Genomic DNA, 14,176 nt, shown 5'->3' with positions numbered 1-14,176 from the left:
AAGGGTCGCTGGTTCCGGCACCTCCTGCGGCAGAGTCCGATGCGCCTTCGACTGACCGCCCTGTTCATGACGCTGCTGATATCGGCCGCGCCCGCCTCGCCCGCGCCGCAGCCGGTCGACATCCCGCTCGCGTCCGGGGTCCTTCATGCGCAGCTCTACAAGCCCGAGGGCGCGGGCCCGTTTCCGACCGTGATCGCGCTGCATGGCTGCGGTGGCCTGGGTGGCCATTCCGATCCCGTGCTGCCGCGCTATCGCGATTGGGCCGAGCGCCTGCTCGAGGCCGGCAATGCCGTGCTGCTGCCCGACAGCTACGGCTCGCGCGAGCTCGGGCCGCAATGCCGCGTCAAGGAGATGCATGTCAAGGCGCGGCGCGAGCGTGTCGCCGATATCGCGGCCTCGCGCGCCTGGCTGATGAAGCAGGCCTGGGTGGCGCGCGACCGCGTCAGCCTGATCGGCTGGGCAAATGGGGCGAGCGCGCTGCTCTGGGCCGTGCGCCCGCAGAGCGCGGGGCGCGATCTCGGTCCGGATTTCCGCGCCGCGATCGCGTTCTATCCGGATTGCCGGATCTCGGCGGGTTTGGGGTGGAGCACGCGGGTGCCGACGCTGGTGCTGATCGGCGCCGATGACGACGTGTCGTCGCCGCCGGCCTGCCGGCAGATGGTGGACGGCGCGCGCGGCCGCAGCGCGCTCGCGCGCATCGTGGTCTATCCCGGCGCCGACCATGATTTCGACCGCGCCAACATACCTCTGCACGGTGCTGCCGACAGCGACGCTGCCGCGCCCGAGCACGGCCATTTCGGCACGGACGCCGAGGCGCGCGCGGCCTCGCAGAAGGACGTCGCGCAATGGCTGGCGCGGTAACCGGATGAGCGGACTTGCCGCGCCGTAGCTCGTAGAGCGAAGGCGGAAGCGGGGCCATCCGGGAACAACATCAGGCGGACAGCCCCGCATCGACCACCGCCGTGCACGGAAACGGATCGCGCCTTGATGCGGTTTCAGCCTGTGGCGGCGCCATCATTCGACCATGATGTCGATTAAACGCATTTCACATGCGCAACCGCATCACGCTCTTCGCCTCCGCGCTGATCGTCTTCACCGTCGTGATCCTCCTGTTCGAGGCCCATGCCGGCGCCCCACAGCTTGCGCCGGAACATTGCGGCTTCTGGACCACGATCGACGCGGGATTGTCCTGCCGGTAGAGCTAGGCTGGTTCCACCTCGTCATTGCGAGTGCAGCGACTTGTCCGCCGAAGCCTTGGCGGAGCCGGGACCGCGCGATCCAGTACGCCGAGACGTCAGTGATTCACAGAGAAGCTGCGGCGTACTGGATTCCCCGCTCCAGTGCGCAATTGCGCACAAGGCGGGGAATGACGCCGAGGGCGGAGCGCTCGCTCCTCGCGCCTCAGAACAAGCTGCCCTGATCCACCGGCTTGACCACCCGCTTCGGTGCCGGCTTTGTGTCCTGCGTGGCCGGCTTTGCCTGCGATGGCGCGCGCTTTACCGCGGGGGGCGGGCGATCCGTATCCGCCGTTGCGCCGACGCGGCCATCCGCGAACTCGATCTCGACGCGTGCGCCGGGACCGATCGACTCGGCCGCATGCAGGGGATGGCCGGCCTCATCGCGCACCAGCGCAAAGCCACGCGCGAGCACGCTGCGATAGGACAGCGCGGAGAGCAGCTTGCCGCTGTTCTCGACACGGGCATCGAGCCGGTGCAGCAGCGTGACGAGCGCGCGGCCCGCGCGCTCGGCCAGTCGATGCGTGCGCTCGCGCTGGCGCGCAATCGCGTTGCGCTGCGCCTGCGCATTCGAAAGTCTTGAGGCACGCAGGCGCACCTCCAACCCGGCAAAGCGATCGCGCCGCTGCCGCAGCAGCGAGCGTGCGGACAGGCCGAGCCGCTCGCCGCACACGGTGAGGCGGTGATCGGCCTGCGCGATCTGGCCGTGCAGCACCCGCAGCGTCAGTTTTGAACTTGCGGCGGTGAATCTGCGGAAATGCGCGTGCGTGTTGGCCTTGAGGCAGCGGGGCAGGGAGGCGCCCGCCGCATCCAGCCGTTGCCGCGGGATCGCCAGGAGATCGCCGGCCGCCGGCAGCGCGCGCGCGACGGCGCGCAGCTCGTTACGGCGATTCTCGTGGCCGCGCTGCCAGCAGGCACGGGTGCGCCGCGCGAGATCGGCGACCTCGACGAACAGGTCGCTGCGCACCGGCACCGCCATCTCCGCCGCCGCCGTCGGCGTCGGGGCGCGCTTGTCGGCGACGAAATCGATCAGCGTGATGTCGGTCTCATGCCCCACCGCCGAGATCAGCGGGATCATGCTGTCGCTGGCTGCGCGGACCACGATCTCCTCGTTGAACGACCAGAGATCCTCCAGCGAGCCGCCGCCGCGCGCGACGATGAGCACGTCGGGACGGGGAATCTTGCCGCCCTCAGGGATCGCGTTGAAGCCGCGGATCGCCGCCGCGACCTGCTCGGCCGAGCCGTCGCCCTGCACCTTGACCGGCCACACCAGCACGCGGCGGGGAAAGCGATCCTCCAGCCGGTGCAGGATGTCGCGAATGACGGCACCGGTCGGCGAGGTCACGACGCCGATCACCTCCGGCAGCCAGGGCAAGAGCTGCTTGCGCGCCTCGTCGAACAGGCCTTCGGCGGCGAGCTTCTTCTTCCGCTCCTCCATCAGCGCCATCAGCGCGCCGATCCCGGCCGGCTCCAGCGCCTCGATCACGATCTGGTACTTTGAGGAGCCGGGGTAAGTGGTCAACTTGCCGGTGGCGATGACCTCGAGGCCTTCCTGCGGCTTGAAGCGCATGCGGCCGTGCACGCCCTTCCAGATCACCGCCTCGATCTTGGCGCTCTCGTCCTTGAGCGCGAAATAGCAATGGCCGGAGGAATGCGGCCCGCGAAAGCCGGAGATCTCGCCGCGGACGCGGACATGGCCGAAGGCGTCCTCGACCGTCCGCTTCAGGGACAGGGACAACTCGGAGACGGTGAATTCGGGCGCGTTGAGCAGTTGTTCCGCAGGCGGCATCTCAAAAACGATTCGGCATTTTGGGGTCAGACCCGACGTTAAGGATTTTCGCCGCGCGGCGCCAATCCCCGGGTTGATCGAAAGAGTACTCTGTACTATAGAGTTCTCTGTTGATTAATGGGTTTGAGGGCGATGGCATGGCGATCCGGCTCCTGCGCGGCGTTTTGAACGGCCTGAAATGGGTCCTGTGTGCAATCGGCGGTGTGGCGTTGATTCTGGGCGCCATGATCGCAATGCCGCTGGAGCGGCCGCCCGAGATGCGATCGGTCTCGGATTCCGCCAAGGGCATCGACTGGTCCACACTGCCGCCGCTCGAGCGCTTTCAGGCCCGTGACGGCACCTGGATCGGCTATCGCCATTATGCGCCGACCGGCCCGGAGACAGGCCGCGGCGCGATCTTCATCCATGGCTCTTCCGGCTCCAGCGGCACCGTCAATCACGCGCTGACCCATGCGATCGCCGCGCACGGGGTGGAGACCTGGGCGCTGGACATCCGCGGCCATGGCGGCTCCGGCACGCGCGGCGACATCTTCTATGTCGGCCAGCTCGAGGATGACCTGATCGATTTCGTCGCTCATGTCCGCAAGAGCGCGCCCGATCTGCCGCTGACCCTGATCGGCCATTCCGCCGGCGCCGGCTTCTCGCTGCGCGTCGCCGCGACACCGATCATGCAGGACATGTTCGTCCGCACCGTGCTGCTCGCGCCCTATCTCGGCTATGACGCGCCGACCAACAGGCCGAAGGCCGGCGGCTGGGCCAACATCGATCTCCCGCGCTTCCTCGGCCTGACGGCATTGCGCAGGCTCGGCATCGACTGCTGTTCGCAGCTGCCGGTGCTCGCCTTGGCCGTGCCGCCGAGCTCGGCAAAGTACCTCGTCTCCACCTATTCGGACCGCCTGATGCGCAACTTCGGGACGCGCGGCTATCGCATCGATCTTCCGGCGACGACACGTCCAGTCACGATCTTCGGCGCCGCCGAGGACGAGATGATGATCTCGGACAAATATGCGGAAGTCGTGCGAGCGGTGAAGCCGTCGGTCGACGTCAAGATCATCGACGGCATCAACCACATGGGCATCGTCACCAATCCGAAAGCCGTCTCCGCGATCGCCGAGGACGTGGCGACGCGCGGTGCAGCGGGGAGCTGACCATGATGGCGCATTTGACCCTCGCAGGTACGATCCATCTGGTGCTGGCGCTGCTCTGCAGTACCGTCGGGCTCATCCAGTTCCTGCGTCCCAAGCGCGGTGCCGGCCACCGTGCGCGCGGTTACTTCTACGTCTATGCCATGCTGGTCTCTGACGGCACGACCTTGCTGATCCACCGGTTCACGGGGCATTTCAACGTCTTCCATGTCGCCGCGATCGTGAATTTCGCCTGCATCGTGCTGGCGGTCGTCCCGCTGTTGCGCATGCCGAGGCCGTCGAACTGGAGATCCATCCACTACCACTTCATCGCCTGGTCCTATGTAGCGCTGATGTCGGCCGCGGCAATCAACACGGCGTTGCGGCTGTTGCCGCTGACGATGCGGAACCAGTGCGGCTTGACCGCACTGATCGTGTCGGTCGCGACGATGACGATCGCCCATCTCGTGATCCGCAAGTACCGGCCTCCATCAGATGTGGCGGCGCCATCCACCGGATTGGCCGGGCAGGCTGGAGCGCCGTCATGATCGACAGCAAGCAAGCCGCGGACGCGATGGCGGATATCGACGACACCGTTCGCCGCGTGCGCCAGTCGCTGATCTATCAAGTTTCGAGCCTGGCTTTGTTGATGTGGGGCGTGCTGGCGTTCGTCGGCAACATCGCAGGCTGGCTCTGGCCGCGCTATGGACTCTATTTCTGGATCAGCATCTACACGGTTTCGATCGTCGGCTTCCTTGCCATCGGCGCCTATCACCGGTCCCGAAACCGCATTCGCGTGTTCGACATCCGCTATCTCTTGACATTTCTGCTGATCGTCGCCTTCGGCATCTTCGTCTGCTATTTCGGCCATTTCACCCCGCGCCAACAGACGGCGTTCTGGCCGATCTACATCATGCTGTTCTACATGATGGCGGGGGTGTGGTTCGGCTACGCTTTCCTCGTGATCGGCGCCACCATCATTGCACTGACGCTGATTGGTTATTTCTACATCCCGGGCATATCGCTGTTGCTGTGGATGGCAGTCGTCAACGGTGGCGGGCTGACCCTCGGCGGCCTCTGGATGCGGCGGAGCTAGCATTGGCCGAGCTCGACGACATCATCCATCAGCCGCTGCGCCTGAAGATCATGGCGGCGCTGAACGCCCTGCCTGCAGGGGTCGGGCTGGAATTCGCCCGCCTGAAGAAGCTCACCGGCGCCACCGACGGCAATCTCGGTGCGCATATCGAGACCCTGGCCAAGGCCGGCTATGTCCAGGTGGACAAGGCGTTTGTAGGCAAGAAGCCGCAGACCACGGTGACCGCCACCGCCGCCGGCCGCGGCGCGTTCGCGCGGCATGTGGCGACGTTGCAGGAGATTATTGCGGGGAAGCAGGGTTAGGCTCCGCCGTCTTCCGGGGCGCGCCCTCTTGGGCACGAACCCGGAATCCATTCCACCGCCGACGCCGCCGCTCAATGGATTCCGGGTTCGCGCTGCGCGCGCCCCGGAATAACGGTTCGTAGGATGGGTTGAGCCCTTGCGAAACCATCGCTTTCCTCTTCAGGCTCTCAGTTATGGCCGCTGTCATCCGAAGCGCGGATGGCGCCCGATCATTTAACTTTACAGGCGCTTCGGGCAACACGTGTGATGGCTTTCGCAAGGGCTCAACCCATCCTACGGGCTGATCAAATCACCTTGTCACGCGGCCACTGCATCTTTGGGAAGAGGCCACGATACCTGTCGCGCGCATCAATGGCGCGGGCAAGGTCGGAAAACCACATCGGCCTGCTTCCTCCAGGAAGCTCATCGCCGATCAATGGGCGAAGCCCCTCATCCCTGTCGGGAACGAGCACAAAATACATATCAAGGCTATGCCGATAATGGATGCCCTGTCTGCCTTCAAAGTTGAAGGTGTGGTTGCGCATGTATTCTGCAATGACGGCAATCCTGGGAGTCCGCGCACGGCATTGCGGAGCCTGCTGAGGGCGATAATACTTCCGCGTATTCAGGAGATTGTCGAAGAGATTAATCCAGTATGTTTCACGATCGCTGACCTGACTTATGTCGCACCATTCGAGCAATGCGGTCCGAACCGGAAAGGCGTCATTCCACTCGTCACGCATCCAGCCTCGCACGACACCTATCCCGTCATAAGGACCCCGCCGGTGCTGCACAAAACGGCGATCGATGGTGCCGGTCGTCATCCCGACGTATCGTACCCGCCCGTCGCGGCAGGAATAGAGAGCGTAGATGGATGCCATCGAGGCTCCTAGGTGGTTTCCGGCTCAGCAAATGAAGTGATAGGCTCGAGGTTTGTCAACCTCCGGCCGGCACATCTCAAACTGCTGGGTGACGGGGTTGGCCCGGAACGTGTAGCTCGTAGGATGAGTTGAGCTCATGAGAAACCCATTGCTTTCCTATTCCTGCTCCGTCATCGCGGCTGTCATCCGTGCAAGTGACGACAAACCGCGGGTGGCGCCCGGTCGATTAGCTTTACGGATGCTTCGAGGAACACGTGTGATGGGTTTCGCTAGGCTGCCTTCCTGGCAATCGGCCTCGGCATCGCCGCGCTGACCCTGATTGGGTTCTTGTACATCGGCGACGCCTTCCCGCTCTGGATGGCCTTCGTCAACGGCGGCGACCTGGTCCTCGGCGGCCTCTGGATGCGGCGTCTGATGGCCGAGCTCGACGACATCATCCACCAGCCGCTGCGGCTCAAGATCATGGCGGCGCTGAACGCACTGCTCGTGTCGGCCGGTTTGGAGTTCGCGCGCCTGAAAAAGCTCACCGGCGCCACCGACGGCAATTTCGGCGCGCATATAGAGACGCTAGCGAAGGCGGGCTATGCGTCCGTGGAGGAGGCGTTCGTCGGCAAGAAGCCGCAGACCACGGTGGCAGCCACGGCGGCGGGGCGCGGGGCGTTCGCGCGGCATGTGGCGACGTCGCAGGAGATCATTGCGGGGAAGCAGGTTTAGCCAGCCTCGCTATTCCGTGGCGTTTCCTCTCGTCATTCCGGGGCGCGCCCCTTGGGCGCGAGCCCCGGAACGACGGGCGAATTGAATGTGGAGAGTTCGGACCGTTTCCCCTGAGGGATTTCGGAATTGCAGTGACAATGCTCTCAATGATCGACTGCTATCGAGCATCCAAGCCTTATGTATTGTGTGCACTGTCACCGTAATTCCACGATGATTTCTCGCACGTCAGTTTCGTTCATCGCATCGAAGTCGGGAGTCATTGGTCCGTCAATTCGCTGCCACCGAAGGTGACTTCCATGAGTGCCGTTCTCCCGCGCGTGCGACTAGATGAAACCAAGTTTCCCTTTGGTCACCGCAGTTGCGACTTTGACGGGGCTCTCCAATACCGCTCTTATGTACTCGTGAATCTCCTCACAGACCCGTTCGACGTCCTGTTCGCCGAAATCGAGGGGAATGCCTCGCAGCGCTCGCGGGCTATCGCCAATTCTGATTGTTATGGCATCGCCTATCATCTCAAATTCTAGCACCACGCGCGGCCAGAACTTACCGTTACCGCTTGTACGCGGAATGCCCACTGCAACACCCATCTGGATAGGAGCTAACGTCAAGGTCCCTTTGACGTGGGTACTGAACTTTGCACCTCGGTAGTCGCCCGCCTCCTCTTGAAACTCGCCTTCAGGCGGCACGCCCCGTGCTTCAGACCCTTCACCTAGATAGATTGGCAAGTGCTGCACGATTGCATCTCCAAGCGCTTCGATGGTCCGGAAGCTCTTAACCGTCATGTCGCTGTATTCGGACATTGCGTCTTGCAGGATCTTCATTCGTTCACTCAGAGCCATCAGTCGTCCTCCTTCAAGTCCGCATACCAGTTGCCGCAACGTGTGTGCAGCGCAACTTCAAGCTTCGCACCTTTCCCCAAACAGCAATGACGCCAGTCGTACATCGTTGAGCGAATTGCCCTTATCCCTCCATAAGGGAGCAAAGCAGCCGCAGAAGATGCCATATTCTTCGGGTGGAGGTACGTCATCCAGCCACGTGCTCTTTTGAGCTGTGGGAAGACCTCGATGATAATACAGGGAAATATAGGAGACCCCGTCATCATCGGGTCCGAAGATAATCCCGTCTCCAGTGGCTGTCGGCATTCCTACATTCCGTCCCTCTTAAGAGCCCGGCAAGACCTCTTGCATTCTTCCCGACTATCTATCGATGAGTGCTCCTGAAAGCGCAATCATAAAGCGCGCTCGACTTGTACAAAATTGACCTAACGTTCGTTACGGCGTCGAGCTTTCAGCAATGTCCGTTACTCAGCCGAAAGCGGAGATCGAATCCGGAGCGCCTCCCCCCTTCACACCCGCCCCGATTCGTGCGACCTCCGCCCCCAGCAAAACCCCTCATTTCTGAGCCTTCGATGCACATTCTCCTGCTCGGTTCCGGCGGCCGCGAACATGCTCTGGCGTGGAAGATCGCGGCCTCTCCCCTGGTGACCAAATTCTGGTGCGCGCCCGGCAATGCCGGCATCGCGCGCGAGGCGGAATGCGTGGCGCTCGATGTCGCCGACCATGCCGCCGTGATCGACTTCTGCAAGAAGAACGCGGTCGAACTCGTCGTGGTCGGGCCGGAGACGCCGCTGGCGGCCGGCATCGTCGACGATCTCACTGCGGCCGGCATCAAGGCGTTCGGCCCGAGCAAGGCGGCGGCGCAGCTCGAGAGCTCCAAGGGCTTTACCAAGGCGCTTTGCACCGAGTTCGGCATTCCGACCGGTGCCTATGAGCGATTCACCAACGCACAGGACGCGCGCGCCTATGTGCAGAGCCAGGGCGCGCCGATCGTGATCAAGGCCGACGGCCTTGCCGCCGGCAAGGGCGTCGTCGTCGCCAAGACCTTGCGCGAGGCCGAGGATGCCATCGCCATGATGTTCGAGGGCGCCTTTGGCGAGGCCGGCACCGAGGTCGTGATCGAGGAGTTTCTGCCGGGCCGCGAGATCAGCTTCTTCGCGCTCTGCGACGGCGAGACTGCCATCCCGCTGGCCTCTGCCCAGGACCACAAGCGCGTGTTCGACCATGACGTCGGCCCCAACACCGGCGGCATGGGCGCCTATTCGCCGACGCCGCTGGTGACGCCAGGGATCCACGACGCGATCATGGCCAAGATCATCCTGCCGACGGTATCAGGCATGAAGCAGCGCGGCACGCCGTTCCGCGGCGTGCTCTATGCCGGGATCATGCTGACGACGCAGGGCCCGAAACTGTTCGAGTTCAACGTCCGCTTCGGCGATCCCGAGTGCCAGGTCTTGATGCTGCGCATGATGAGCGACATCGTGCCGGCGCTGCTCGCCGCCTGCGACGGCGAGTTGAAGCATTTCGATCTGCGCTGGTATCCGGAATCCGCGCTCACGGTGGTGATGGCCGCCAAGGGCTATCCCGGCGACTACCAGAAGGGCACGCGCATCCAGGGGCTGGAGGAGGCCGCCAAGGTCGAGAGCGTCGAGATCTTCCACGCCGGCACGGTTGCCAAGGACGGCGCGATCCTCGCCAATGGCGGCCGCGTGCTCAATGTCTGCGCGCTCGGTGCGACCGTGACGGAAGCGCAGGCCCGCGCCTACCAGGCCGTCGACCGCATCGACTGGCCGGAAGGCTTCTGCCGCCGCGACATCGGCTGGCAGGCGGTCGATGCGGAGAAGGCCAAGACTTGAGAAGGCCAAGACTTGAGGTGTCATTCCGGACGGCGTGCCGAACGCGCCGATCCGGAATCTCGACATTTTCGCCACCGCGCCGCCACATCGACACGCCAGAAATATCCAATTGCCTGTTGGGGTTAGCAGCCCCGCATATAATACCGCTACTGTGCATGGGGTCGTTTTCGACATTTTTGTTTGTCGGGCCGGCTCCGCGACTGACCAGATAAGGATGCAAGAAGATGTCCGATCTCGCCGACCTCTATCCGGGCTTTGCCGCCGAATGGATCGACACCTCCTTCGGCCGCATCTTCGCCCGCGTCGGCGGCAGCGGGCCGCCCCTCCTGCTCCTGCACGGCTTCTCCGAAACGCATGTGATGTGGCACCGCGTGGCACCGGAGCTTGCCGACAATTTCACGCTGATCATCGCCGATCTGCCGGGCTACGGCTGGTCCGACATGCCCGAAAGCGATGCGCTGCACATCCCGTACAGCAAGCGCGCGATGGCGAAAGCCATGGTCGAGGCGATGGAGCGTCTCGGTCACGTGCACTTCGCGCTCGCCGGCCACGACCGCGGCGGCCGCGTCTCCTATCGCCTTGCGCTCGACCATCCCGGCCGGCTCTCGAAGCTCGCCGTGCTCGATATCCTGCCGACCTATAATTACTGGGAGCGGATGAACCGCGCCTATGCCTTGAAGATCTATCACTGGACCTTCCTGGCCCAGCCCTATCCGCTGCCGGAGACGCTGATCTCTGGCAATGGCGAGTTCTTCCTGCGCTTCAAGATGGCGAGCCAGACCAAGTCGAAGACGCTGGACGCGATCGACCCGCGCGCGCTCGAACACTACATCGCCCCGTTCCGTGATCCCGCCCGGGTGCACGCGATGTGCGAGGACTACCGCGCCGGCGCCTATTTCGACTACGACCTCGACAAGGCCGATTTCGATTCCGGCAAGAAGATCACGGTCCCGATGCTGACGCTGTGGGGCAATGCCGGCGTCGCGCAAGCCGCCGCCACGCCGCTGGAGACGTGGAAGCAATGGGCGACCAACGTGGACGGCATGCCGGTGGACTCGGGGCACTTCCTCACCGAGGAGAACCCGGACGTCACCGCGAAGGCGTTGCGCGAGTTTTTCTCGGCTTGAGCCACACCGTCATTGCGAGGAGCCCTTGCGACGAAGCAATCCAGTCCGTCTCCGCGGAAAGACCCTGGATTTGCTTCGCTGAGCCTGTCATCGGGCCGCGCTTCGCACGGACCCGGTGGCTCGCAATGGCGGGGAGAGACCCCTTACCTTCGCTCCCGGAAAAACTCCTTGAGCAGCCGCGCCGCCTCGCTCTCGCCGACGCCGGAGTAGACGTCCGGCGCGTGGTGGCAGGTCGGCGAGGCAAAGAACCGCACGCCCGACTCCACCGCGCCGCCCTTGGGATCGGCGGCGCCGTAATAGAGCCGGCGGACCCTTGCAAAGGAGATCGCGCCCGCACACATGGTGCAGGGCTCCAGCGTCACGTAGAGGTCGCAGTCGACGAGGCGCTCGCTCCCGATCTTGCTCGCTGCCTCGCGCAGCGCGATGATCTCGGCATGGGCGGTGGGGTCGTGGTCGGTCAGCGTCCGGTTGGCTGCGGTGGCGACGACCTCGGACTTGCGGACCACCACGCATCCGATCGGAACTTCGCCCGATTTTCCGGCATTTTCGGCCGCCAGAAGCGCCAAATCCATGAAAGAAGGGGCTTTCATGCCTCGTATCATCGCCAGAAACCTGCTACTAGCTCCGCCTTCAGCAAGAGTGGATACCGGTTTTGCCTGAGCATGCGGCTCCGAACGAGCGCGCGCAATGCTCCTCGCGCGACCCCCTAAGTGAGATCATTCATGCCTCGCGACAGCGACAAAGACAACGATTCCCGCGGCCGGCGAGGCCCGGCCAAAGGCCGCAGCGGCAAGCCGCGCGGCCCCGAGAAGAAATTCGCCAAGCGCGGGTTCGAAGGCAAGGGCGCTCGCGACAGCCGCCCGTCCCGCGGCGACCGCGACAGCCGCCCGTTCCGTCGTCGCGATGAGGGCGATGCCCCGCGTCGCGAGTTCAGTGATCGTCCCCGCTTCAAGCGCGAGGACCGCGGCGGCGAGGAGCGCAGCTTCAAGCCGCGTGGCGACCGGCCGTTCAAGCCGCGCGGCGATCGTCCGAATTTCGACCGTGACGAGCGCGCGCCACGTGGCGAGCGAAGCGAGCGGCGTGTCGAGGATCGCAAGTTCTCGCGTGGCGGTTCGGATCGGCCGCGCAAGGATTTTGGCCGCGGCCGCGACTTCCGGGATCGCAAGGGCGACCCGGGAGATCGCAAGCGCGACTTCGAGGGCGGCGACCGCAAGCGCAGCTTTGGCGATCGTCCGCGCGAGCGGGACGATTCCAAGCCGTGGCAGAAGCGCGAGGCGGGCCCGGGTGGTGACCGTCCGCGCAAGTCCTTCGACAAGGATTTCGGCGGCCGCGATCGCAGCGACGAGAAGCCCTGGCGTCAGCGCGACGATCGGCGTGAAGGTAGCCATGGCGATGAGCGTCCGCGTTTCTCCCGGCGCCGGGAAGAGGGTGATGATCGCCCGCGTTTCTCGCGCCCGCGCGAGGAGCGGTCCGGTGACGATCGTCCGCGCTTCAATCGCTCGCGCGAGAAGCGGCCGGAAGGCCGCATGGACTGGCAGGAGCATCCGCGCAGCGAGGGCCGTTTCCGCGATCGTCCGCGCCGCGACAATGAGGACGACAGCAGGATTTTCGAGAAGCGCCCGGCCTTCGGCGGTCGCGGCGCCTATCGCGAGCGCGATCGTGATTTCGAGGGCCGGCCACGCCGCGATGACGCGCCGAAGCCGAAGAAGGCCGGCGAGCGCATCGCCAAGGTATTGGCGCGCGCGGGCCTTGCCTCGCGCCGCGACGCCGAGGAAATGGTCACGCAGGGCCGCGTCACCGTCAACGGAAGGGTGATCAACTCGCCGGCGCTCGACGTCACCCGGAACGACGTCGTCATGGTCGACGGCAAGCCGTTGCCGGAGCGCGAGCGCACGCGGTTGTTCCTCTACCACAAGCCGCGCGGGTTGATGACGACGCATGACGACCCCGAGGGGCGCCCGACCGTATTCGACAATCTGCCCGAAGGCCTGCCGCGGCTGATCAGCGTCGGCCGGCTCGACTTCAACACCGAAGGCCTGCTCCTGCTCACAAATGACGGCGGCCTCGCGCGCACGCTCGAGCTGCCGGACACCGGCTGGCTGCGCCGCTACCGTGTCCGCGCCCATGGCGACGTCACCCAGGCGCAGCTCGACGCGCTCAAGAACGGCATCGAGGTCGAGGGCGTCAAATACGGTCCGATCGAGGCGACGCTTGAACGCGACCAGGGCGCCAATGTCTGGCTGGTGTTCGCGATCCGCGAAGGCAAGAACCGCGAGGTGCGCAATGTCTGCGCCCATCTCGGCCTCGAGGTGAACCGGCTGATCCGCGTCTCCTATGGCCCGTTCCAGCTCGGGGAGATTCCGGAAGGCCAGGTCGAGGAGATCCGCTCGCGCGTGCTGCGCGAGCAGCTCGGCGAGAAGGTGATCGAGAAGTCGGGCGCGCAGTTCGACGTACCGCAAAAATCCTCTGCGGGCGGCGGCGATGCGCCTCGCGAGAACAAGCCCGCCAGCAAGCGCGCGGTCATCAGCGACCGCAAGGGCCGCCGCGTGCTGGTGCAGCGCACCGGCAGCGAGGAGGCGCGCGAGCGCAACGAGATGGAAGCGAGCGGCTATGGCCCGCCGCGCCGTCCCAAGCGCGGCTATCACGGCAAGCGCGACCTGACGCCGCGGGATGAATAGCATGCGCGTGGTCGGCGGTCGCCTGAAGGGGCGCAATCTCGCCTCACCGTCTTCGCGCGACATCCGTCCCACGGCGGATCGGCTGCGAGAATCCGTGTTCAACATCCTCGTGCACGCCTATGACGATCCGATTGCGGATGCGCGCGTGCTCGATCTCTTCGCCGGCACCGGCGCGCTCGGCATCGAGGCGGCCTCGCGCGGTGCCAAGTTCACGCTGTTCGTCGACAATGGCGCCGAGGCGCGCGCGCTGTTGCGCAACAATGTCGAGTCGCTGGGCCTTGGCGGCGTCACCAAAGTCTATCGTCGCGACGCGACCGATCTCGGGCCCGCGCATCCCGTCGAGCCGTTCTCGCTGGTGTTCCTCGATCCGCCCTATGGCAAGGGCTTTGCGGAGAAGGCGCTTGCGTCCTTGCGCGACGGCGGCTGGCTCACCCCGGGCGCGTTGCTCGTGGTGGAGGAGGCCAAGGCCGCGCAATTCGTGACGCCGGAGGGTTTTGAGGAATTGGAGCGGCGCGCGTACGACGATACGGAGTTCGTGTTTTTGAAGCGAGACGCTTAA

General features: G+C 64.7%; 15 protein-coding genes. 11 read left to right on the top strand and 4 right to left on the bottom strand.

Annotated features, from left to right (window positions below; translation table 11 throughout):
- Nucleotides 1-39: 39 nt before the first annotated feature.
- Complete coding sequence (locus P6U28_RS27700) at nt 40-861, top strand: dienelactone hydrolase family protein (protein ID WP_162500117.1); 822 nt, start codon at nt 40-42, stop codon at nt 859-861.
- Between the two features lie 188 nt (nt 862-1,049).
- Complete coding sequence (locus P6U28_RS27695) at nt 1,050-1,199, top strand: hypothetical protein (RefSeq protein ID WP_122400957.1); 150 nt, start codon at nt 1,050-1,052, stop codon at nt 1,197-1,199.
- Nucleotides 1,200-1,401: 202 nt separating this feature from the next.
- Here the strand turns inward: P6U28_RS27695 and xseA are convergent, their stop codons facing one another.
- Nucleotides 1,402-3,024: an exodeoxyribonuclease VII large subunit gene (gene xseA / locus P6U28_RS27690; RefSeq protein WP_407120272.1), complete on the bottom strand. Its 1,623-nt coding sequence runs from the start codon at nt 3,022-3,024 to the stop codon at nt 1,402-1,404.
- A gap of 137 nt (nt 3,025-3,161) precedes the next feature.
- On the opposite strand from xseA, the gene P6U28_RS27685 reads away from it, so the two are divergent.
- Genes P6U28_RS27685 through P6U28_RS27670 form a run of 4 tightly spaced genes read left to right on the top strand, consistent with a single transcriptional unit; the run spans nt 3,162 to nt 5,546 of the window.
- Nucleotides 3,162-4,172 carry an alpha/beta hydrolase gene (locus tag P6U28_RS27685; protein WP_164936757.1) on the top strand — a complete coding sequence of 337 codons (1,011 nt, stop codon included), beginning with the start codon at nt 3,162-3,164 and terminating at the stop codon, nt 4,170-4,172.
- Between the two features lie 2 nt (nt 4,173-4,174).
- Nucleotides 4,175-4,696, top strand: a complete 522-nt coding sequence (locus P6U28_RS27680; RefSeq protein WP_129142590.1) for a DUF2306 domain-containing protein — start codon at nt 4,175-4,177, stop codon at nt 4,694-4,696.
- Complete coding sequence (locus P6U28_RS27675; RefSeq protein ID WP_129142589.1) at nt 4,693-5,244, top strand: hypothetical protein; 552 nt, start codon at nt 4,693-4,695, stop codon at nt 5,242-5,244. The genes P6U28_RS27680 and P6U28_RS27675 overlap by 4 nt, the downstream gene beginning before the upstream one ends.
- 2 nt (nt 5,245-5,246) lie before the next feature.
- Entirely contained in the window at nt 5,247-5,546 is a 300-nt protein-coding gene (locus P6U28_RS27670) for a transcriptional regulator (RefSeq protein WP_129142588.1), read from the top strand.
- A gap of 284 nt (nt 5,547-5,830) precedes the next feature.
- Here P6U28_RS27670 and P6U28_RS27665 read toward each other — a convergent pair whose 3' ends face one another.
- A complete protein-coding gene (locus P6U28_RS27665; RefSeq protein WP_129142587.1) occupies nt 5,831-6,406 on the bottom strand; it encodes a hypothetical protein in 576 nt (191 codons plus the stop codon).
- A 414-nt stretch (nt 6,407-6,820) separates the two neighbouring features.
- Here P6U28_RS27665 and P6U28_RS27660 point away from each other — a divergent pair, with 414 nt between their 5' ends.
- On the top strand, nt 6,821-7,120 hold the full coding sequence (locus P6U28_RS27660; RefSeq protein ID WP_209295941.1) for a transcriptional regulator: 300 nt from the start codon (nt 6,821-6,823) through the stop codon (nt 7,118-7,120).
- Nucleotides 7,121-7,443: 323 nt separating this feature from the next.
- Here the strand turns inward: P6U28_RS27660 and P6U28_RS27655 are convergent, their stop codons facing one another.
- Entirely contained in the window at nt 7,444-7,959 is a 516-nt protein-coding gene (locus P6U28_RS27655) for a hypothetical protein (protein ID WP_129142586.1), read from the bottom strand.
- A gap of 569 nt (nt 7,960-8,528) precedes the next feature.
- On the opposite strand from P6U28_RS27655, the gene purD reads away from it, so the two are divergent.
- Together purD and P6U28_RS27645 are read left to right on the top strand one after the other, a co-directional pair.
- Nucleotides 8,529-9,812, top strand: a complete 1,284-nt coding sequence (purD, locus tag P6U28_RS27650) for a phosphoribosylamine--glycine ligase (protein ID WP_129142585.1) — start codon at nt 8,529-8,531, stop codon at nt 9,810-9,812.
- 224 nt (nt 9,813-10,036) lie between these two features.
- On the top strand, nt 10,037-10,939 hold the full coding sequence (locus tag P6U28_RS27645) for an alpha/beta fold hydrolase (protein ID WP_129142584.1): 903 nt from the start codon (nt 10,037-10,039) through the stop codon (nt 10,937-10,939).
- Between the two features lie 143 nt (nt 10,940-11,082).
- Here P6U28_RS27645 and P6U28_RS27640 read toward each other — a convergent pair whose 3' ends face one another.
- Nucleotides 11,083-11,541, bottom strand: coding sequence for a nucleoside deaminase (locus P6U28_RS27640; protein ID WP_129142583.1), 459 nt, complete (start codon nt 11,539-11,541; stop codon nt 11,083-11,085).
- A gap of 120 nt (nt 11,542-11,661) precedes the next feature.
- On the opposite strand from P6U28_RS27640, the gene P6U28_RS27635 reads away from it, so the two are divergent.
- Entirely contained in the window at nt 11,662-13,617 is a 1,956-nt protein-coding gene (locus P6U28_RS27635) for a pseudouridine synthase (RefSeq protein WP_209295926.1), read from the top strand.
- A gap of 1 nt (nt 13,618) precedes the next feature.
- Entirely contained in the window at nt 13,619-14,176 is a 558-nt protein-coding gene (gene rsmD, locus P6U28_RS27630; RefSeq protein WP_122400966.1) for a 16S rRNA (guanine(966)-N(2))-methyltransferase RsmD, read from the top strand.

The organism is Bradyrhizobium sp. STM 3561 (assembly GCF_045571455.1).
GTDB classification, from domain to species: Bacteria; Pseudomonadota; Alphaproteobacteria; order Rhizobiales; family Xanthobacteraceae; genus Bradyrhizobium; species Bradyrhizobium vignae.
Note: the sequence above shows the minus strand (reverse complement) of the source record. Positions and strands in the feature narration are given on the sequence as shown.